Below are 16,335 nucleotides of genomic sequence, written 5' to 3' on the forward strand. Positions count from 1 at the left end.
GTCGGGTGCGTCCGTCAACGTAGGGCGATCACCGGAGGATTCCGAGGCGGCTCGCGCGTCGACCGGATCAGGCCACCTCAGTCGGGCAGCGGCGTGAGCATCATGCGGCCCGCGAACCCCACCGCCGCGTCCAGCCGTTCGGTGAACTCCTCGGCGACATCCGGCAGTCCACGCAGCGCCCACAGCGCCCGCGCCGCCGTCCAGGTGGCCTCGCGGGCCCGCTCCAGACTCCACGAGCCGAGCAGATGCGTGAGCGGATCGGCGATCTGGAACAGGTCGGGCCCCGGCATCAGTTCCTCGCGGACGCGCTCCTCCAGCGACACGAGGAGATCGCCCACGCGGTCGAACTCGTCCTCCAGCTCGGCCGGTTCGCAGTCGAGCGTGCGACAGGCGTCCACGACGGCGAGCGCGAGATCGTGGCCGATGTGCGCGTTGATGCCGGACAGGGCGAACTGCAGTGGTCGTACCCCGGGATGGCGCCGGAGCTGGAACAGCGGGCGCCAACAGGCGGGCGGGCGGCGCCCGTCGGCCGCCGTGTCCACGGCCGCCAGGTATCGCTCCGCGAACCGCACGTCCAGCGTGATCGCGGCCCGCGCGTCCGCGAACCGCCCGGCGTCGACGCTCCGGTCGACCGCCTCCGTGACGGCGAGATAGACGCGGTTGAACACCGCGATCCCGTCCCGGGCGGGCAGTTCCTCGTCGAGCGCGCGCAGCCGGGAGACGACCTTGTCCACGGGTGTGGTGAAGTGTGCCAATTGCCCCATGGGGGCAGCGTCCCAGCCCTAGGCTGACCGAGGTGCCGCCGGGCCCGACACTTCCCCAGAACGGGGGAACGGGTCCGGTGCGCGGGAGGGGGCGGCAGCGTGTCAGGTTCACGGGGCCGGCGGCGCGGGCGGGTCGCCCGACGGAGCGTGCTGGTCGTGGCCGCGTCGGTCGTGGTCGCGGTCGGCACCGTGACCGGGATGATCAACGCGCTGGACGACGAGCGCGGTGCGAACGAGGCACGGCCCGACGGGACCGGGGCGACACTGCTGGTGCCGTTGCCTGACGTGCCGTCAACACCCGTGTCCGCAAAGGCCAGTTCCTCGGCCTCCACCTCCGCCCGGCCGAAGAAGACCGCCTCGCCGTCTCCCGCGAAGACCGGCGGGAAGCAGTCGGCGGCCGTCTCCCCGAGCCTCTACCGCCACCCCGAGTCCCAGGTCCTCGACTGGGTCCGCGCTCACCCCGACGACCCCCGTACCGAGGTCATAGAGTCCCGGATCGCCGATCAGCCGGCGGCGGTGTGGTTCGCGGACTTCACACCGTCGACGATCACCTCCCGGGTCCGCGCGGTCACTTCGGGGGCCGCCGCGCAGGGCCGGGTGCCGGTGGTCGTGCCGTACGCGATCCCGGACCGCGACTGCGGCGGGGCGTCCGAGGGCGGGGCCTCGGACTTCGACGCGTACGACGGGTGGATCGACAGCTTCGCGGCGGGGCTGGGTTCCAGGGAGGTCGTGGTCATCCTGGAACCCGACTCGATAGCCCAGGCCGACTGCCTCTCCGAGGCCCAACGCGCCGACCGCTTCGAGGCGTTGGCCCGCGCGGGCCGCGTCCTGAAGGCCGCCGACCCGAAGGTCCGCGTGTACTACGACGCGGGCCACTCCGATTGGAACCCGGCCGCTCAACAGGCGGCCCTGCTCAAGCAGGCGGGCGCGGCCTCCGCCGACTCCTCCGACGGGATCTACAGCAACGTCTCGAACTTCCACGCCACTTCGGCCGAGATCGCCTACGACCGGCAGGTGCTGGATGCCCTCGGCGGTCCCGCGGGTCTCGGTGCGGTCATCGACACCAGCCGCAACGGCAACGGCTCCCCGGCCGACGGCCAGTGGTGCGATCCGGCGGGCCGGAAGATCGGCCGGGCGCCGACGCTGAACACCGGGGAGGCGCGGATCGACGGCTATCTGTGGGTCAAGTTGCCGGGGGAGTCGGACGGTTGCCGGGGCGCGGCCGGCACGTTCACGGCGTCGTACGCCTACGACTTGGCGCGCTGACCCGGCTGGCCAGTGTCGGCTTCGCCCGGTGAGTCGTACGCCGACGTCCCCTCGTCCAGCAGCGGCTGGTCCGTCTTGAGGTGGGCGGGCGCGAGGAAGCGCAGGGCGTGGTAGCCGGTGATGACGACGAGCGTGCCCAGGGCGATACCGCTGAGGGTGAAGTTGTCGGTGAACTTGATGGTGACGCCGCCGACGCCGATGATGATGCCCGCCGCGGCCGGTACCAGGTTCAGCGGATTGCGCAGGTCCACACCGGAGTTGAGCCAGATCTGCGCGCCGAGCAGGCCGATCATGCCGTAGAGGATGACGGTGATCCCGCCGAGCACCCCGCCCGGGATCGCGGCCACGATGGCGCCGAACTTGGGGCAGAGGCCGAAGAGGAGCGCGAAGCCGGCGGCGGCCCAGTAGGCGGCGGTGGAGTAGACGCGGGTCGCGGCCATCACGCCGATGTTCTCGGAGTAGGTCGTGTTGGGCGGGCCGCCGACGGCGGTCGACAGCATCGAGGCGACGCCGTCCGCCGAGATCGCGGTGCCCAGCTTGTCGTCCAGCGAGTCGCCGGTCATCTCGCCAACTGCCTTGACGTGCCCGGCGTTCTCGGCGACCAGTGCGATCACCACCGGGAGCGCGACCAGGATCGCCGACCACTGGAAGGACGGTCCGTGGAAGGACGGCAGCCCGACCCAGTCGGCCCTGCCGACGGCGGAGAGGTTCAGGCGCCAGTGGTCGGTGACCTCGCCGCTCGCGCTCATCGAGTGGATGCGGCCGAAGATCCGGTCGAACGCCCAGGAGACGCCGTAGCCGAAGACCAGGCCCAGGAAGATCGCGACGCGGGACCAGAAACCACGCAGACAGACGACGGCCAGACCGGTGAACGCCATGACCAGCAGGGCCGTCCACTGGTCCTGCGGCCAGTACGTCGCGGCGGTGACCGGGGCGAGGTTGAAGCCGATCAGCATGACCACCGCGCCGGTGACGATCGGCGGCATCGCGGCGTGGATGATCCGCGCCCCGAACCGCTGCACGGCGACCCCGACCAGGAACAGCACGACCCCGACGACGAACACCGCGCCGGTCACCGTCGCACTGGTCCCGCCCTGCGCGCGGATCACCGCGGCCACGCCCACGAAGGACAGCGAACAGCCGAGGTAGCTGGGCACCCGGCCCCTGGTCGCGAGCAGGAAGATCACGGTCGCGACGCCGGACATCATGATCGCGAGGTTGGGGTCCAGGCCCATCAGGACCGGCGCCACGAAGGACGCCCCGAACATCGCGACCACGTGTTGGGCGCCGAGCCCGATCGTGCGCGGCCAGGAGAGGCGTTCGTCGGGGCGGACGACCGCTCCGGGCGCGGGCGTCCGCCCGTCACCGTGCAGCTTCCAGCGCACGCCGAGGTCCATGGTGGGGTTCGCTTTCTCTGTACGTGAAATCGGTCCGGACCATTGTCACGGCTACCTGGCGGTTCTACGCTCGCACGGTTCCACTCATGAACAGTGTTCACATACCTGATCGGAGTTGATCGGTGAGTGCAAGGTCGAGTGCCAGATCCCGACTGGGCATCCTTCTCGCCGCCGTGGCCACGCTCACGGCCGTCGTCATCCCCTCCGCCTCCGCCTCCGCGCACGCGGCGCCGGCCGTCCCCCACACCGCCGTCCTCGACGGCACCCGCCTCCAGCAGACCAAGCTGCGCCTGGACCGCGGGGACCCTCAACTCCGGCGGGCGGTGAAGCAGTTGACGGCCCGCGCCGACAACTGGCTGAACCAGGGCCCCTGGACGGTCGTGGACAAACCAAAGCCCGCCCCTGGCGGGGATGTTCACGACTACCTGAGCCAGGCGCCCTACTGGTGGCCCACGACCACCCCGACCGCCGACAACCCCTGGGGCTGCCCGTACGTTCAGCGCGACGGCCAGCGCAACCCCGAGGTCGACACGGGAACCGACCGCCAGGACGTGGAGAAGGTCTTCGACTCGACCTACGACCTCGCGCTCGCCTGGTACTACACCGGTGACAAGCGCTACGCGCACAAGGCCGACCAGGTCCTGCGCACCTGGTTCCTCGACCCGGCCACGAAGATGAACCCCAACCTGGACCACGCCCAGTTCATCCCGTGCAAGTACGACGGCCGCGCCATCGGCATCATCGACTTCTCCCAGTCGTACACCAGCGTCGTCGACGCCATCGCGATCCTCGGCACCGGCGCCCCCGGCTGGACGAGGAACGACCGTACGGCGATGGCCGGTTGGAACTCCGACTTCCTCGGCTGGCTGAAGAACAGCGCCTTCGGCAAGGAGGAGGGAGCCGCGGCCAACAACCACGGCACCTTCTACGACATGGAGTTGGCCGCCCTCGCCTACGCGACCGGGGACACGGCACTGGCCAAGCGGACCGTCCTGGACGCGCGCGCCAAACGCATCGACCCGCAGATCGCGGGCGACGGCAGCCAGCCGCAGGAGCTTGCGCGGACCCGGAGTTGGCACTACTCGACCTTCGACCTGGTCGCGTACACCCGGCTCGCCGCCATCGGCCGGCACGTCGGCGTGAATCTGTGGACCTATCAAGGGCCGGACGGGCAGGGCCTGTTGAAGGCGGTGGACTATCTGCTGCCGGCCGCGACCGGGGCCGCCGCGTGGTCGCATCCGGAGCTGGAGTTCTACCGGTACGCGGCGAGCGACGTCGTCCACGCGGCGGCCGACGCGGGTGACGTGAAGGCGAAGGCCGCCGTGCCGAAGCTGGAGGCGCCGCCCGGCGGTGACCTGTGGGCGCTGCGCCCGGCGGCCGAGCAGCTGGACTCGATCGCCGGTTGACCGGCCCACCCCGGAGGGCGCGGAGGGCCTCCCGTAGGCCTTCCCCGTAGGCCCGTCCGAGCAGGGCCTTCTCGACAGGGGCTCCTGAGCGGTCGCTTAGAATGGGGCGGTCCCCACAGTCTCCACCGCCCCACCAGCACCGCTCGGGAGTCCCGCCGTGACCGTCGAAAGCCCGCCCGCCACCGCCTTGTCCTACGGTCAACTCGTCGCCGTCACCGTGCACTTCGACGACCTCGACGCGCTCGGCATGCTGCACAACGCCCGCTACCCGCTCCTCGTCGAGCGGGCGTGGACCGAGCTGTGGCAGGGGCACGGGGTCCGCTTCGACGGCGACTGGGCGAGCGCCGGGGACGCCTGCAACGTGGTGAAGGAACTGCTGATCAGCTACGAGGCGCCGGTCACGAGGACGGGTGCGTACGCCGTCCACCTCTGGCTGGACCGGCTGGGGACGACGGGCCTGACGTACGGCTTCCGGTTCTGCTCGGCGGACGGGGTGACCACGTATGCGACCGGTACCCGGGTCCTGGTCCGGCTGGACGCGGGGACGTTGCGCCCCGCGCCCTGGAGCGAGGGGTTCAGGGCCGTGGGCCGGACACTGCTGCGCTCGGCGGGCTGACCTTGGGACGGTCGCGGTCCCCGGCGCGGAGCACGCCCGCGAAGACCACGAGCCCGCCCGCCAACACCGTGACCAGGCAGAACGACACGACCAGGCTCGTCGCCTGCGCCACCCCGCCGATCAGGCTCGGCGCGACAAGGCCCGAGGTGTAGGTGATCGTCGCGACGCCCGCGATGGCCTGGCTCGGGTTGGGGCCGCTGCGGCCCGCCGCCGCGAAGCACAGCGGGACGACCACGGCGATGCCCAGACCGAGCAGCGCGAAGCCGACCATCGTCAGCGCGGGGTTCTCCGCGAGGACGATCAGCAGCCCGCCGAACACGGACAGCACCCCGCCCGCGCGGACCGTACGCACCGAACCGAAGCGGTTCACCACTCCGTCGCCGACCAGCCGGGCCACCGCCATCGTCAGCATGAACCCGGTCGTCGAGGCCGCCGCGAGCCCGGCCGACGTACCCAACTGGTCCTTCAGGAACACCGCCGACCAGTCCAGGCTCGCCCCCTCCGCGAACACCGCGCAGAAGCCGACCGCGCCGATGAGCAGCGCGGACTTCGGCGGCAGCGTGAACCGCGGCGGCGCTTCCTCCTCCACGCCCGGGGGGATGTCCAGCACCCAGTGGCAGGCGGTCACGCCGAGCGCGGTGAGGATCACGGCGGCGATCAGGTGGTGCACGCGGGCGTCCGAGCCGAGGTGCGCGGCGAGGGTGCCGCCCGCCGAACCGATCAGGGCGCCCGCGCTCCACATGCCGTGCAGGCTCGACATGATCGACTTGTCGAGGAGGCGCTCGATCTCGACTCCGAGCGCGTTCATCGCGACGTCGGCCATGCCCGCGCTCGCGCCGTACGTGAACATCGCCAGGCACAGGGTGACCAGGTTGGGCGCGAGCGCGGGCAGCACCAGGGACATGGTCCACATGGCGATCAGGCCGCGCAGCGCGGTCCGGCTGCCGAAGCGGTGGGTGATCCAGCCGGCCAGCGGCATCGAGCAGGAGGCGCCGAACGCCCCGAAGGCGAGGGCGAACCCGAGCCAGCCGGCGGCGACGTGCGCGTGCTCCTGGATCCACGGCACCCGGGTCGCGAACGAGCCGGTGACCGCGCCGTGCACGGCGAAGACGGCCGCCACGGCGTACCGGGCACGCTTCACCTCGCGTCGGTCGTAGACCACTTCACTCATTGTCCGGCCCCTCCTGCTGTGCGCGTCCCCGCCGTCAAAATCCCTGCTCGCGCGTTCTCGTCCCGCTCGCGCCGGGTAAACTATCAGGAACCCTGCCTGATAGAAAGAGAATTACCGGCCGCCCGCCGCACCCCCTCGATCTGGGAGGATTCCCGGCATGCCCGCATCCCCGAGCACCGCCCGGGCCATCAACGACCGGCTCGCCCTGCGCCTGCTCCAGCACGAAGGCCCGCTGACGGCAGGGCAGTTGAAGCAGCTCACCGGACTCTCCCGGCCGACCGTCGCCGACCTCGTCGAACGCCTCACGGCCTCCGGGCTGATCGAGATGGTCGGTGAGACCGGGGAGCAACGGCGCGGCCCGAACGCCCGGTTGTACGGCATCGTCGGCAACCGCGCCTACCTGGCCGCGCTGGACGTCCGCATGGAGGGCGTCTCCGTCCTCGTCTCCGACCTGGTCGGCCGGGTGCTGGCGGAGGCGTCGGTTCCGATCGACGGTGACTCGGGCACGGGCCCGGCGGTCGAACAGGCCGTGGCCCTGGTGGAACGGGCGGCGAAGGAGGCGGGCGCGGAACACCTCCACACGCTGTGCGTCGGCGCCCCTGGCCTCATCGACCCGGCCACCGGAGAACTCCGCAACACCACCGGACTCCCAGCGTGGCACCGCCGCCTGGTCGCCGCCCTCCATGAACGCCTCCCCGACACCCGCATCGTCGCCGAGAACGAGACGAACCTCGCGGCGCTGGCCGAGCAGCGCGACGGCGCGGCCCACGACCGGGACACGTTCGTACTGCTGTGGCTGGGGATGGGGATCGGTGCGGCGGTGGTCCTGGACGGGGTGTTGCGCAGGGGCGCGTCGGGGGGTGCGGGCGAGATCGGTTTCCTGCCGGTGCCGGGGACTAGGGGGTTCCCTTCGGCGACGGACTGCGAGGGGGGTTTTCACTCGTTGGCGGGGGCGGGGGCCGTGCTTGAACTGGCCCGGGAGTGCGGGGTGTTGGGGGCGGAGGGTGCGGGGGAGGGGACCGGTGCGTCGGGGGTGGTGCGGTGGGCTGTCGTAGAGGTGGGCAGCATCGGTGTCGGGTGTGACGCGGGCGTCGGTGTCGGGGGTGGGCCCGATGTGGGTGACTCGGATGTCGGCGTCGGTCTCGGGGGTGAGTCCGATGCGGGTGACTGGGACGTTGGCGTCGATGCCAGGGGTGAGCGCGAGGCGGGTGCCTTGGGCGGCGGTGTCGACGCCGGGAACGACCCGGATGCGAGCGTCGACGCCGGTCGTCCGGACCCCACGCGAGACGTCGGCCCCCGCAACGCTGCCGCCGCCCGCTTCCTGGACGCCCTCGCCGACCGTCTCGCCCTCGGTGTCGCGTCAGTCGTCGCGCTGCTGGACCCCGGGTGCGTGGTCCTCGGCGGCGAGGTCGGGCAGGCGGGTGGTGACGAACTCGCCGTACGGGTCGCCGAGCGGATCGTCCGCATGTCCCCGTTGCCCGCGGAGGTGCGCCCAAGCGCCCTCGGTGGCGCCGCCGTGTTGCGCGGCGCGCTGCTGACGGCACAGGACGGCGCGCAGGGCGAGTTGTTCGGATAGTCCCTCAACTGCCGTGCGGAGCCCGCTTCTTGGTGGTCACCGGTGTTCGGCGGGGCCGCCACGCCCCGGCCGACCGCCCTCGGGTGAACCCCGGCCTGTCCGGGTTCACCACAGCCCGCACGCCCCCGATCAACCCGCCCCGCACCGCGAACGACAGCACGCCGACCGGCATCGCCAGAAGCGACGCGGCGCGCTGAGTGGCCCGGCGGTGGGCAAGGGCCGTCGTCACCACCGCCGGACCGGTCCAGGGGTGTCCCCTCCGGAGATCCGAAAAGGACTAGACCATATGATCCAGCAGGTAGGGCCCCCTTGAGAAGTCCAGCGGCACTGTCTGTGAGCCAGCCCACACCCTTCACCTGGATGGACCCTTGCCGGGCGTGGCACACTGGCCGTGTACCAGAAGCAGCGCACTCCGGGGTCGGTGAAAGTCCGAACCGGCGGTTACAGTCCGCGACCCGTCCGTGTTGTTCAGCGGCCGGTTGACCAGGTGGAATTCCTGGACCGACGGTTAAAGTCCGGATGGGAGGCAGTGCGCGGCGGGCGGGCATTCGTGCGCGCCGCCGTATCGGCTCGTCCTGTGTGGACGGGTTCTGTCCGGCGTCGTTCCCGGTGTTTTCGTCCGTTTCATTCTGTCGTCTTCGACAGGCCCCGGAGTCCGTGCCCTATGAGGCAGGAGGACCCGGGAAGTGTTCACCGGAATCGTCGAAGAGCTGGGTGAGGTCACCGCCGTCGAGAATCTCGACGACGCGTCCCGCTTTCGTCTGCGCGGCCCCATCGTCACCGAGGGCGCGAAGTACGGCGACTCCATCGCCGTGAACGGCGTCTGTCTCACCGTCGTGGAGTTCGAGGGTGACGAGTTCACCGCCGACGTCATGGCCGAGACCCTGAACCGCTCCAGCCTCGGCGTCCTCGCCGTCGGCTCCCGCGTCAACCTCGAACGCCCCATGGCCCTCGGCGCCCGCCTCGGCGGACACATCGTGCAGGGCCATGTCGACGGCACCGGCGCGGTGTTGGAGCGCAAGCCGTCCGAGAACTGGGAGATCGTCAAGATCTCGCTCCCGGCCGACCTCACGCGCTACGTGGTCGAGAAGGGCTCCATCACCGTCGACGGCATCAGCCTCACCGTCGTCGACGCGGGCCCGGACTACTTCACCGTCAGCCTCATCCCCACCACGCTCGGCCTGACCACGCTCGGCCTCAAGCAGCCCGGCGACCCGGTCAACCTTGAGGTCGACGTCATCGCCAAGTACGTGGAGCGGCTGATGGGCGCGCGCGAGGTGACCCCGTGAACTGGCTCAACTCCGAGGCCTTCGTCCTGTTCGGCCAGCACATCAAGTGGTCGGACATGATCGGCAACGTCATCGGACTGATCGGCCTCGCCTTCGGCTGGCGGCGGTCCATCTGGAGCTGGCCCACCCAGTTCGTCTCCGGCGTGATCCTCTTCGCCGCGTTCGCCACCGCCCACCTCTCCGGCAGCGCCGGCAAGCAGGTCGTCGTCATGGTCGTCGCGGTCTACGGCTGGTGGCAGTGGAACCGCGGCAAGGGCGGCACCGCCGACGGCCACATCACACCCCGCTTCGCCACCTGGCGCGAGCGCGCGATCCTGGCCGGCTCCGCCGCCGTAGGGACGGTCGCGGTCGCCGCCCTCTTCAAGGCGTACCCCTCGCTCTCCTGGGACCCGTGGCCCGACGCCTACATCTTCGTCGGCACCGTCGTCGCGATGTACGCCCAGGCCCGCGGCATGGTCGAGTTCTGGTTCGCCTGGCTCCTCGTCGACCTCGTCGGCGTCCCCCTCAACTTCGCCAACGGCTTCGCGTTCTCCGGCTTCGTCTACGTCATCTACGGCGCACTCGTCCTGTGGGGCATGCGCGACTGGTGGCTGCGCTCCCGCAAGGCCCCGCAGCCCGTCCTGGAAGGAGCGCCGGCATGACAACGGCACCGATCCTGTACAGCACCGACGGTTTCGAGGACTTCTCCCTCGACCCGGTCGAGCAGGCCGTCGCGGACATCGCGGCCGGCCGCCCCGTCGTGGTCGTCGACGACGAGGACCGCGAGAACGAGGGCGACCTCGTCATCGCCGCCGAGAAGGCAACCCCCGAGATCATCGCGTTCATGATGAGCGAGTGCCGCGGCCTGATCTGCGCCCCCATGGAGGGCGAGGAGCTGGACCGGCTCCGGCTCCCGCAGATGGTCGAGGACAACACCGAGTCGATGAAAACCGCGTTCACAGTGTCCGTGGACGCCTCGCCGGTTCACGGTGTGACCACCGGTATCTCGGCCTCCGACCGCGCGACCACGCTTCAGGTCCTCGCGAGCGGCAACGCCGAGCCCGACGACCTGGTCCGCCCCGGCCACATCTTCCCGCTGCGCGCCCGCTCCGGCGGCGTGCTGGTCCGCAACGGCCACACCGAGGCCGCCGTGGACCTGGCCCGTCTCGCGGGCCTGCGCCCGGCCGGCGCGATCGTCGAGATCGCGGGCGAGGACGGCCGTATGCTCCGCCTCCCCGAACTGATCCCCTTCGCCCGCAAGCACGGCCTGACGATCATCTCCATCGAGGACCTGATCGCCTACCGCCAGGCCGCCGAACCCACCGTCCGCCGCGAGGCCGAGGTCCAACTCCCCACCCGCCACGGCCGGTTCACGGCCTACGGCTACCGCTCCACCGTCGACGGCGTCGAGCACGTCGCCCTCGTCCACGGCGAGATCGGCGACGGCGAGGACGTCCTCGTCCGCGTCCACTCCGAGTGCCTCACCGGCGACGTCTTCCACTCCCTGCGCTGCGACTGCGGCCCCCAGCTGGAGGCCTCCCTGGAGCGCATCCAGGAGGAGGGCAGGGGAGTGGTCGTCTACCTGCGTGGCCACGAGGGGCGCGGCATCGGCCTGCTCTCCAAGCTCCGGGCGTACGAACTCCAGGAGCGCGGCCGGGACACCCTCGACGCCAACCTGGAACTCGGCCTGCCCGCCGACGCCCGGGACTACGGCGCCGGCGCGCAGATCCTGGAGGACCTCGGCGTCCACAGCCTGCGCCTGATGACCAACAACCCCGACAAGACCGACGCGCTCGTCCGGCACGGGCTCAAGGTCATCGGCCGGGAGCCGATGCCCGTACAGGCGGGCGAGCACAACCTCCGCTACCTGCGCACCAAGCGGGACCGGATGGGGCACGACCTGCCCTGGCTGGACACGGCCCCCGTGTCCACCTGCGGCAACCAGTAGTCGAGCAGTCGTACTTCATCGCACTTTGAGGAGACCAGAGAACGTGAGCGGCAAGGGCGCACCGGAACTGTCCGTACGCAACGTCGGAGACCTGCGGGTCGCCGTCATCGCGGCGCAGTGGCACGAAAAGGTGATGGACGGTCTGGTGGACGGCGCTCTGCGCGCCCTGCACGACCTGGGGATTGACGAGCCGACTCTGCTCCGGGTCCCCGGCAGCTGGGAACTCCCGGTCGTGGCAAAGGTGTTGGCGGGCCGGGGCTACGACGCGATCGTCGCCCTCGGTGTCGTCATCCGGGGCGGCACCCCGCACTTCGAGTACGTGTGCCAGGGCGTGGTCCAGGGCCTCACCCAGGTCTCGGTCGAGACCGGCGTCCCGGTCGGCATGGGCGTCCTGACCTGCGACACCGAGGAGCAGGCCCTGGACCGGGCCGGCCTGGAGGGCTCGAACGAGGACAAGGGACACGAGGCGGTGACCGCGGCCGTCGCGACGGCGGCCACGCTCCGCTCAGTATCTGAACCGTGGCGTTAAGCCCACGATTGTTTGCAATAGGGTGGGCAGCACCATGTCCAATAAGACGTTCGAGGAGCTGTTCACCGAGCTCCAGCAGAAGGCCGCCACCGGCGACCCCGCCACTTCCCGCACCGCAGAACTGGTCGGGAAGGGCGTCCATGCCATCGGCAAGAAGGTCGTGGAAGAGGCCGCCGAGGTCTGGATGGCCGCCGAGTACGAGGGCAAGGAGGCGGCCGCCGAGGAGATCTCGCAGCTGCTCTACCACGTGCAGGTGATGATGGTCGCCCGCGGAATCTCGCTGGACGACGTCTACGCCCACCTGTAAAAACCCCTTTAGAACCGTTTCCGACAGTTCACCCCTTTCCTCACCACTTTTCACGCGAAGGAAGCCGACCTCATGCTGCGCATCGCCGTCCCCAACAAGGGTTCCCTGTCAGGACCTGCGGCGGACATGCTGCATGAGGCCGGCTACCAGCAGCGCCGGGAGTCCAAGGAGCTGCGGATCGTCGACCCGGTCAACGAGGTCGAGTTCTTCTACCTCCGCCCCCGCGACATCGCGATCTACGTCTCCTCCGGCCGCCTCGACATCGGCATCACCGGCCGCGACCTGCTGATCGACTCCGGCGCGAGCGCCGAGCCGATCCTCCCGCTCGGCTTCGCCCGCTCCACGTTCCGCTTCGCCTCCAAGCCCGGCGCCGCGAACACCCTCGCGGACCTCAAGGGCAAGACGGTCGCCACCTCGTACGAGGGCATCGTCGCCAAGTACCTCGCGGACAACGGCGTCGACGCCTCCGTCGTCCACCTCGACGGCGCCGTCGAGACCGCCATCGAACTCGGCGTCGCCGAGGTCATCGCGGACGTCGTCGAGACCGGAACGTCCTTGCGCAACGCGGGACTTGAGGTCTTCGGCGACCCGATCATGAAGTCCGAGGCCGTCGTCATCCGGCGCACCGGCGCCGAGACCGACGACACCGCCGAGCCCAAGGTCCAGCAGTTCCTGCGCCGCCTCCAGGGCGTCCTGGTCGCCCGGACGTACGTGATGATGGACTACGACTGCCGGGTCGAGCAGCTGGAGAAGGCCGTCGCCCTCACCCCCGGCCTGGAGTCCCCGACCGTCTCTCCGCTGCACAACGAGGGCTGGGTCGCCGTCCGCGCGATGGTCCCCGCCAAGGAAGCGCAGCGGATCATGGACGACCTGTACGACATCGGCGCCCGGGCCATCCTGACGACGGCCATCCACGCCTGCCGTCTCTGAGGAACACACCGAGGTACACCCCGACCATGTCTCAACTCCCCGCCCTGCCGGTCACGTTCCGGCCGGGCCGCACCCGTGCCGTGCTGCTCACCGCGGGCGTCGCGATCTTCGTCGTCATCACGACCGTCGCGATGCTCCTGGAGCAGCTCACCCCGGGGGAGAAGCTCAGCTTCGTCCTCACCGGTGCCCTCCTCTTCGCCGTGCTGGCCATGCTCGCCCGGGTGAAGGTCGTCGCCGACGAGTCCGGTGTCACCGTCGTGAACATCGTCAGCAGGCGCCGGCTGGCGTGGGCCGAGATCCTCCAGGTGAATCTGCGCCCCGGCGACCCCTGGGTCTTCCTCAACCTGAGCGACGGCACCAGCCTGCCCGTGCTGGGCATCCAGCCCGGTATCGCCAAGGAGCGGGCCATCGCCGACGCGCGCGCTCTGCGGGCCCTCGCCGAGGACCGGTCCCTGAGGGATCTGCCGTAGAGGGCATGTCTTGATTAATCTGTTCTCGGTGGCGTTTTTCGTTCCCGCCTCCGCCACCGAAGTTCCCCCTGATCCTCAGAGGCACCCTGCGACCCGAGGAGTGACTCCCTCCAGCGATGGACGGATCGTCCTGTAGTACCTGCGCCGCCCCCTCCCGACATATCGAGGCGGCGGCATGACCATCCCCTTGTTGCTCCTCGGAGCGGCGATCCTGCTGATTCTGGCCAACGGCTTCTTCGTCGCGGCCGAGTTCGGGCTCGTCACCGTGGAGCGTCCCGAGGCCGAGAAGGCCGCCGCCGAGGGCGACCGACGGGCCGCCACGGTCGTCGAGTCGCTCAAGGAGCTGTCCTTCCAGCTCTCCGGCACCCAGCTCGGCATCACCATCACCTCCCTGGTCGTCGGCATGCTCGCCGAACCGGCCCTGGCGGAACTGCTGCACGGCCCGTTCAGCGCGATCGGCATCCCCGAGGGCGCCGTCTCCGGCGTCGCCGTGGTCGTCGGCATGCTGCTGGCCTCCGCAGTGCAGATGGTGATCGGTGAACTCGTGCCCAAGAACTGGGCGGTGTCGCGGCCCCTCCAGGTCGCGCGCTTCGTCGCCGCACCACAACACGCCTTCGCCCGCCTGTTCCGCCCGGTGATCGCCGCGCTGAACACCGTCGCCAACAAGCTCGTCCGCGCGCTGGGCGTCGAGCCCACCGAGGAGCTGGCCTCGGCCCGCACCCCCGGCGAACTCGTCTCCCTGGCCCGGCACTCGGCGCAGGCCGGCACGCTGGAGCAGGACACCGCCGATCTCTTCGTACGGACGCTGTCGCTCGGCGAGTTGACCGCGCAGCACGTCATGACCCCGCGCGTGAAGGTCAGCGCGCTCCAGTCGTCGGCTACCGCCGAGGACGTGGTCAACCTGACCCGCGCCACCGGCCTGTCCCGCTTCCCCGTCTACCGCGAGAAGATCGACGAGATCGTCGGCATGGTCCACCTCAAGGACGCCCTGGCCGTCCCCTCGCACGCCCGACTCCGCACGTCCGTCACCAGCATCGCCAAGTCCCCGGTACTGGTCCCCGAGACCCTGCCCGTGCAACCGTTGTTGGCCCGCCTGCGCAGCGAACAGCCGATCGCCGTCGTAGTCGACGAGTACGGCGGTACGGCGGGGGTCGTCACCCTGGAGGACATCGTCGAGGAACTCGTCGGCGAGGTCCGCGACGAGCACGACGGCCAGGACGTCCCCGAACTCGCCGCGGCCCCGCCCGAGGACGGCAAGCAGGCCTGGGACGCCGACGGCAGCTGCCGGGTCGACATCCTCCAACGCATAGGCCTCGACGTCCCCGAGGGCCCGTACGAAACGGTCGCCGGACTGGTAGCCGACCTCCTCGGCCGCATCCCGGCCCCCGGCGACAAGGCCGAACTCCCGGGCTGGCGGCTCTCGGTCCGCCAGGTGGGCCACTACCGCGCCGAACGAGTCCGCCTCGTCCGCACGATTCCGGCCGTGAACGTGATGGAGGCGGCCCGATGACCGTCCTCCAACTCCTCTTCGCCGTCCTGCTGGTGCTCGCCAACGGCTTCTTCGTCGGCGCCGAGTTCGCCCTCGTCTCCGTCCGCCGCAGCCAGATCGAACCCCTCAACACGGCCCGCGCCCGACAGGTCCTCTACGGCCTTGAGCGGCTGCCGCAGATGATGGCGGCGGCCCAATTCGGCATCACCGTCTGCTCGTTGACGCTGGGCGCGGTCGCCGAACCGACGGTCGCACACGTCCTGGAGCCGGTCTTCGAGTGGATGCACCTGCCCGAGGGCATGATCCACCCCCTCGGCTACATTCTCGCGCTCGCCGCGGTCGTCTTCTTCCACCTCGTCATCGGCGAGATGGTCCCGAAGAACCTCGCGATGGCCGCGCCGGAGAAGGCCGCGATGTGGCTCAGCCCGGGCCTGGTCGCCTTCGCCCGGATCTGCAAGCCGATCACCATCGCCCTCGGCGCCGTCGCCCAGGGCATCCTGCGCCTCTTCCACGTCGAACCCAAGGACGAGGTCGAGGCCGTCTTCACCAGCGAACAGCTCAACCGCCTGGTGGAGGACTCGGGCCAGGCGGGCCTCCTCGACCCGGAGGAACAGGAACGCCTCGAAGACGCCCTGGAGCTGGGCTCCCGCCCGGTCACCGACGTCCTCCTCCGCCGCGAGAACCTGGTCACGGTCAGCCCCTCGGTCACCCCGGGCGAGATCGTCGCTCTCACGGCCCGCACGGGTTACTCCCGCTTCCCGATCGCCGCGGAGACCGGCGCCTTCATGGGCTACCTCCACGTCAAGGACGTCCTGGACCTGGAGGAATCCGAACGAGCGGTTCCCCAACAGATCTGGCGCCCCATGACAACCCTCCGCGCCGAACTCCCCCTGGACGACGCCCTGACGGTGATGCGCCGAGCGGCAACCCACCTGGCCCAGGTCGCGGACGCCTCCGGCAAGGTCCTCGGCCTGGTCGCCCTGGAGGACGTCCTCGAACTATTGGTGGGCGAGGTCACAGACCCGGCCCACCGAGAGGTCCCGGCACCGACCCAACCACGAACACCGGAACTGAAGCAGGCGGTACCGAGCTGAGGTCTGATGCGGGTGGCGTGTGGTGGGGGCGTGGAGCCGGCGTCGCTTCGCTGAGCCCTGGCGCCGGCCGCGCCCGGCCGACACCGCTTCCCCGTGCCCACCTA

16 protein-coding genes and 1 riboswitch are annotated in these 16,335 nt (G+C 70.5%); of the genes, 13 read left to right on the forward strand and 3 right to left on the reverse strand.

Features of this window, described 5'->3' with window-relative positions; genetic code table 11:
• Positions 1 to 77: 77 nt before the first annotated feature.
• Positions 78 to 764 carry a DUF5995 family protein gene (locus OG194_RS39235; protein WP_327405475.1) on the reverse strand — a complete coding sequence of 229 codons (687 nt, stop codon included), beginning with the start codon at positions 762 to 764 and terminating at the stop codon, positions 78 to 80.
• Between the two features lie 147 nt (positions 765 to 911).
• Between OG194_RS39235 and OG194_RS39240 the strand changes: the two genes are divergently transcribed.
• On the forward strand, positions 912 to 2,030 hold the full coding sequence (locus OG194_RS39240; RefSeq protein WP_442811822.1) for a glycoside hydrolase family 6 protein: 1,119 nt from the start codon (positions 912 to 914) through the stop codon (positions 2,028 to 2,030).
• Here OG194_RS39240 and OG194_RS39245 read toward each other — a convergent pair.
• Positions 2,012 to 3,427 carry a uracil-xanthine permease family protein gene (locus OG194_RS39245; protein WP_327405476.1) on the reverse strand — a complete coding sequence of 472 codons (1,416 nt, stop codon included), beginning with the start codon at positions 3,425 to 3,427 and terminating at the stop codon, positions 2,012 to 2,014. The two genes, OG194_RS39240 and OG194_RS39245, sit on opposite strands and share 19 nt — an antisense overlap.
• 122 nt (positions 3,428 to 3,549) lie before the next feature.
• Between OG194_RS39245 and OG194_RS39250 the strand changes: the two genes are divergently transcribed.
• Both OG194_RS39250 and OG194_RS39255 read left to right on the forward strand, forming a co-directional pair.
• Positions 3,550 to 4,833 carry an alginate lyase family protein gene (locus OG194_RS39250; protein ID WP_442811699.1) on the forward strand — a complete coding sequence of 428 codons (1,284 nt, stop codon included), beginning with the start codon at positions 3,550 to 3,552 and terminating at the stop codon, positions 4,831 to 4,833.
• 157 nt (positions 4,834 to 4,990) lie between these two features.
• Positions 4,991 to 5,449, forward strand: coding sequence for an acyl-CoA thioesterase (locus OG194_RS39255; RefSeq protein ID WP_327405478.1), 459 nt, complete (start codon positions 4,991 to 4,993; stop codon positions 5,447 to 5,449).
• Here OG194_RS39255 and OG194_RS39260 read toward each other — a convergent pair.
• On the reverse strand, positions 5,409 to 6,620 hold the full coding sequence (locus OG194_RS39260) for an MFS transporter (RefSeq protein ID WP_327405479.1): 1,212 nt from the start codon (positions 6,618 to 6,620) through the stop codon (positions 5,409 to 5,411). The genes OG194_RS39255 and OG194_RS39260 overlap by 41 nt on opposite strands.
• Positions 6,621 to 6,777: 157 nt before the next feature.
• Here OG194_RS39260 and OG194_RS39265 point away from each other — a divergent pair, with 157 nt between their 5' ends.
• The 10 genes from OG194_RS39265 to OG194_RS39310 all read left to right on the forward strand — a co-directional run bounded on the left by OG194_RS39265 (position 6,778) and on the right by OG194_RS39310 (position 16,231).
• On the forward strand, positions 6,778 to 8,196 hold the full coding sequence (locus tag OG194_RS39265; RefSeq protein WP_327405480.1) for an ROK family transcriptional regulator: 1,419 nt from the start codon (positions 6,778 to 6,780) through the stop codon (positions 8,194 to 8,196).
• A 403-nt stretch (positions 8,197 to 8,599) separates the two neighbouring features.
• A riboswitch (FMN riboswitch) is annotated at positions 8,600 to 8,733 on the forward strand.
• Positions 8,734 to 8,882: 149 nt separating this feature from the next.
• Positions 8,883 to 9,485 carry a riboflavin synthase gene (locus OG194_RS39270; protein WP_327405481.1) on the forward strand — a complete coding sequence of 201 codons (603 nt, stop codon included), beginning with the start codon at positions 8,883 to 8,885 and terminating at the stop codon, positions 9,483 to 9,485.
• Positions 9,482 to 10,126 (forward strand): nicotinamide mononucleotide transporter family protein, encoded by a 645-nt coding sequence (locus OG194_RS39275; protein ID WP_327405482.1) that lies wholly within the window; start codon positions 9,482 to 9,484, stop codon positions 10,124 to 10,126. The genes OG194_RS39270 and OG194_RS39275 overlap by 4 nt, the downstream gene beginning before the upstream one ends.
• Complete coding sequence (locus OG194_RS39280; RefSeq protein ID WP_327405483.1) at positions 10,123 to 11,412, forward strand: bifunctional 3,4-dihydroxy-2-butanone-4-phosphate synthase/GTP cyclohydrolase II; 1,290 nt, start codon at positions 10,123 to 10,125, stop codon at positions 11,410 to 11,412. Before OG194_RS39275 ends, OG194_RS39280 begins: the two co-directional genes overlap by 4 nt.
• A 43-nt stretch (positions 11,413 to 11,455) precedes the next feature.
• On the forward strand, positions 11,456 to 11,941 hold the full coding sequence (gene ribH / locus OG194_RS39285) for a 6,7-dimethyl-8-ribityllumazine synthase (RefSeq protein WP_019059681.1): 486 nt from the start codon (positions 11,456 to 11,458) through the stop codon (positions 11,939 to 11,941).
• Between the two features lie 34 nt (positions 11,942 to 11,975).
• Positions 11,976 to 12,248, forward strand: coding sequence for a phosphoribosyl-ATP diphosphatase (locus OG194_RS39290; protein ID WP_018534786.1), 273 nt, complete (start codon positions 11,976 to 11,978; stop codon positions 12,246 to 12,248).
• A 72-nt stretch (positions 12,249 to 12,320) separates the two neighbouring features.
• Positions 12,321 to 13,178, forward strand: coding sequence for an ATP phosphoribosyltransferase (gene hisG / locus OG194_RS39295; protein WP_327405484.1), 858 nt, complete (start codon positions 12,321 to 12,323; stop codon positions 13,176 to 13,178).
• Positions 13,179 to 13,204: 26 nt separating this feature from the next.
• The gene (locus OG194_RS39300; RefSeq protein ID WP_327405485.1) at positions 13,205 to 13,648 is read left to right on the forward strand and encodes a PH domain-containing protein; all 444 of its coding nucleotides are present in this window, start codon (positions 13,205 to 13,207) and stop codon (positions 13,646 to 13,648) included.
• A 175-nt stretch (positions 13,649 to 13,823) separates the two neighbouring features.
• Complete coding sequence (locus tag OG194_RS39305) at positions 13,824 to 15,158, forward strand: hemolysin family protein (RefSeq protein ID WP_327405486.1); 1,335 nt, start codon at positions 13,824 to 13,826, stop codon at positions 15,156 to 15,158.
• On the forward strand, positions 15,155 to 16,231 hold the full coding sequence (locus OG194_RS39310; protein WP_327405487.1) for a hemolysin family protein: 1,077 nt from the start codon (positions 15,155 to 15,157) through the stop codon (positions 16,229 to 16,231). Before OG194_RS39305 ends, OG194_RS39310 begins: the two co-directional genes overlap by 4 nt.
• Positions 16,232 to 16,335 lie beyond the last annotated feature (104 nt).

The sequence above is a fragment of the Streptomyces sp. NBC_01288 genome, assembly GCF_035982055.1.
Classification (GTDB): Bacteria; Actinomycetota; Actinomycetes; order Streptomycetales; family Streptomycetaceae; genus Streptomyces.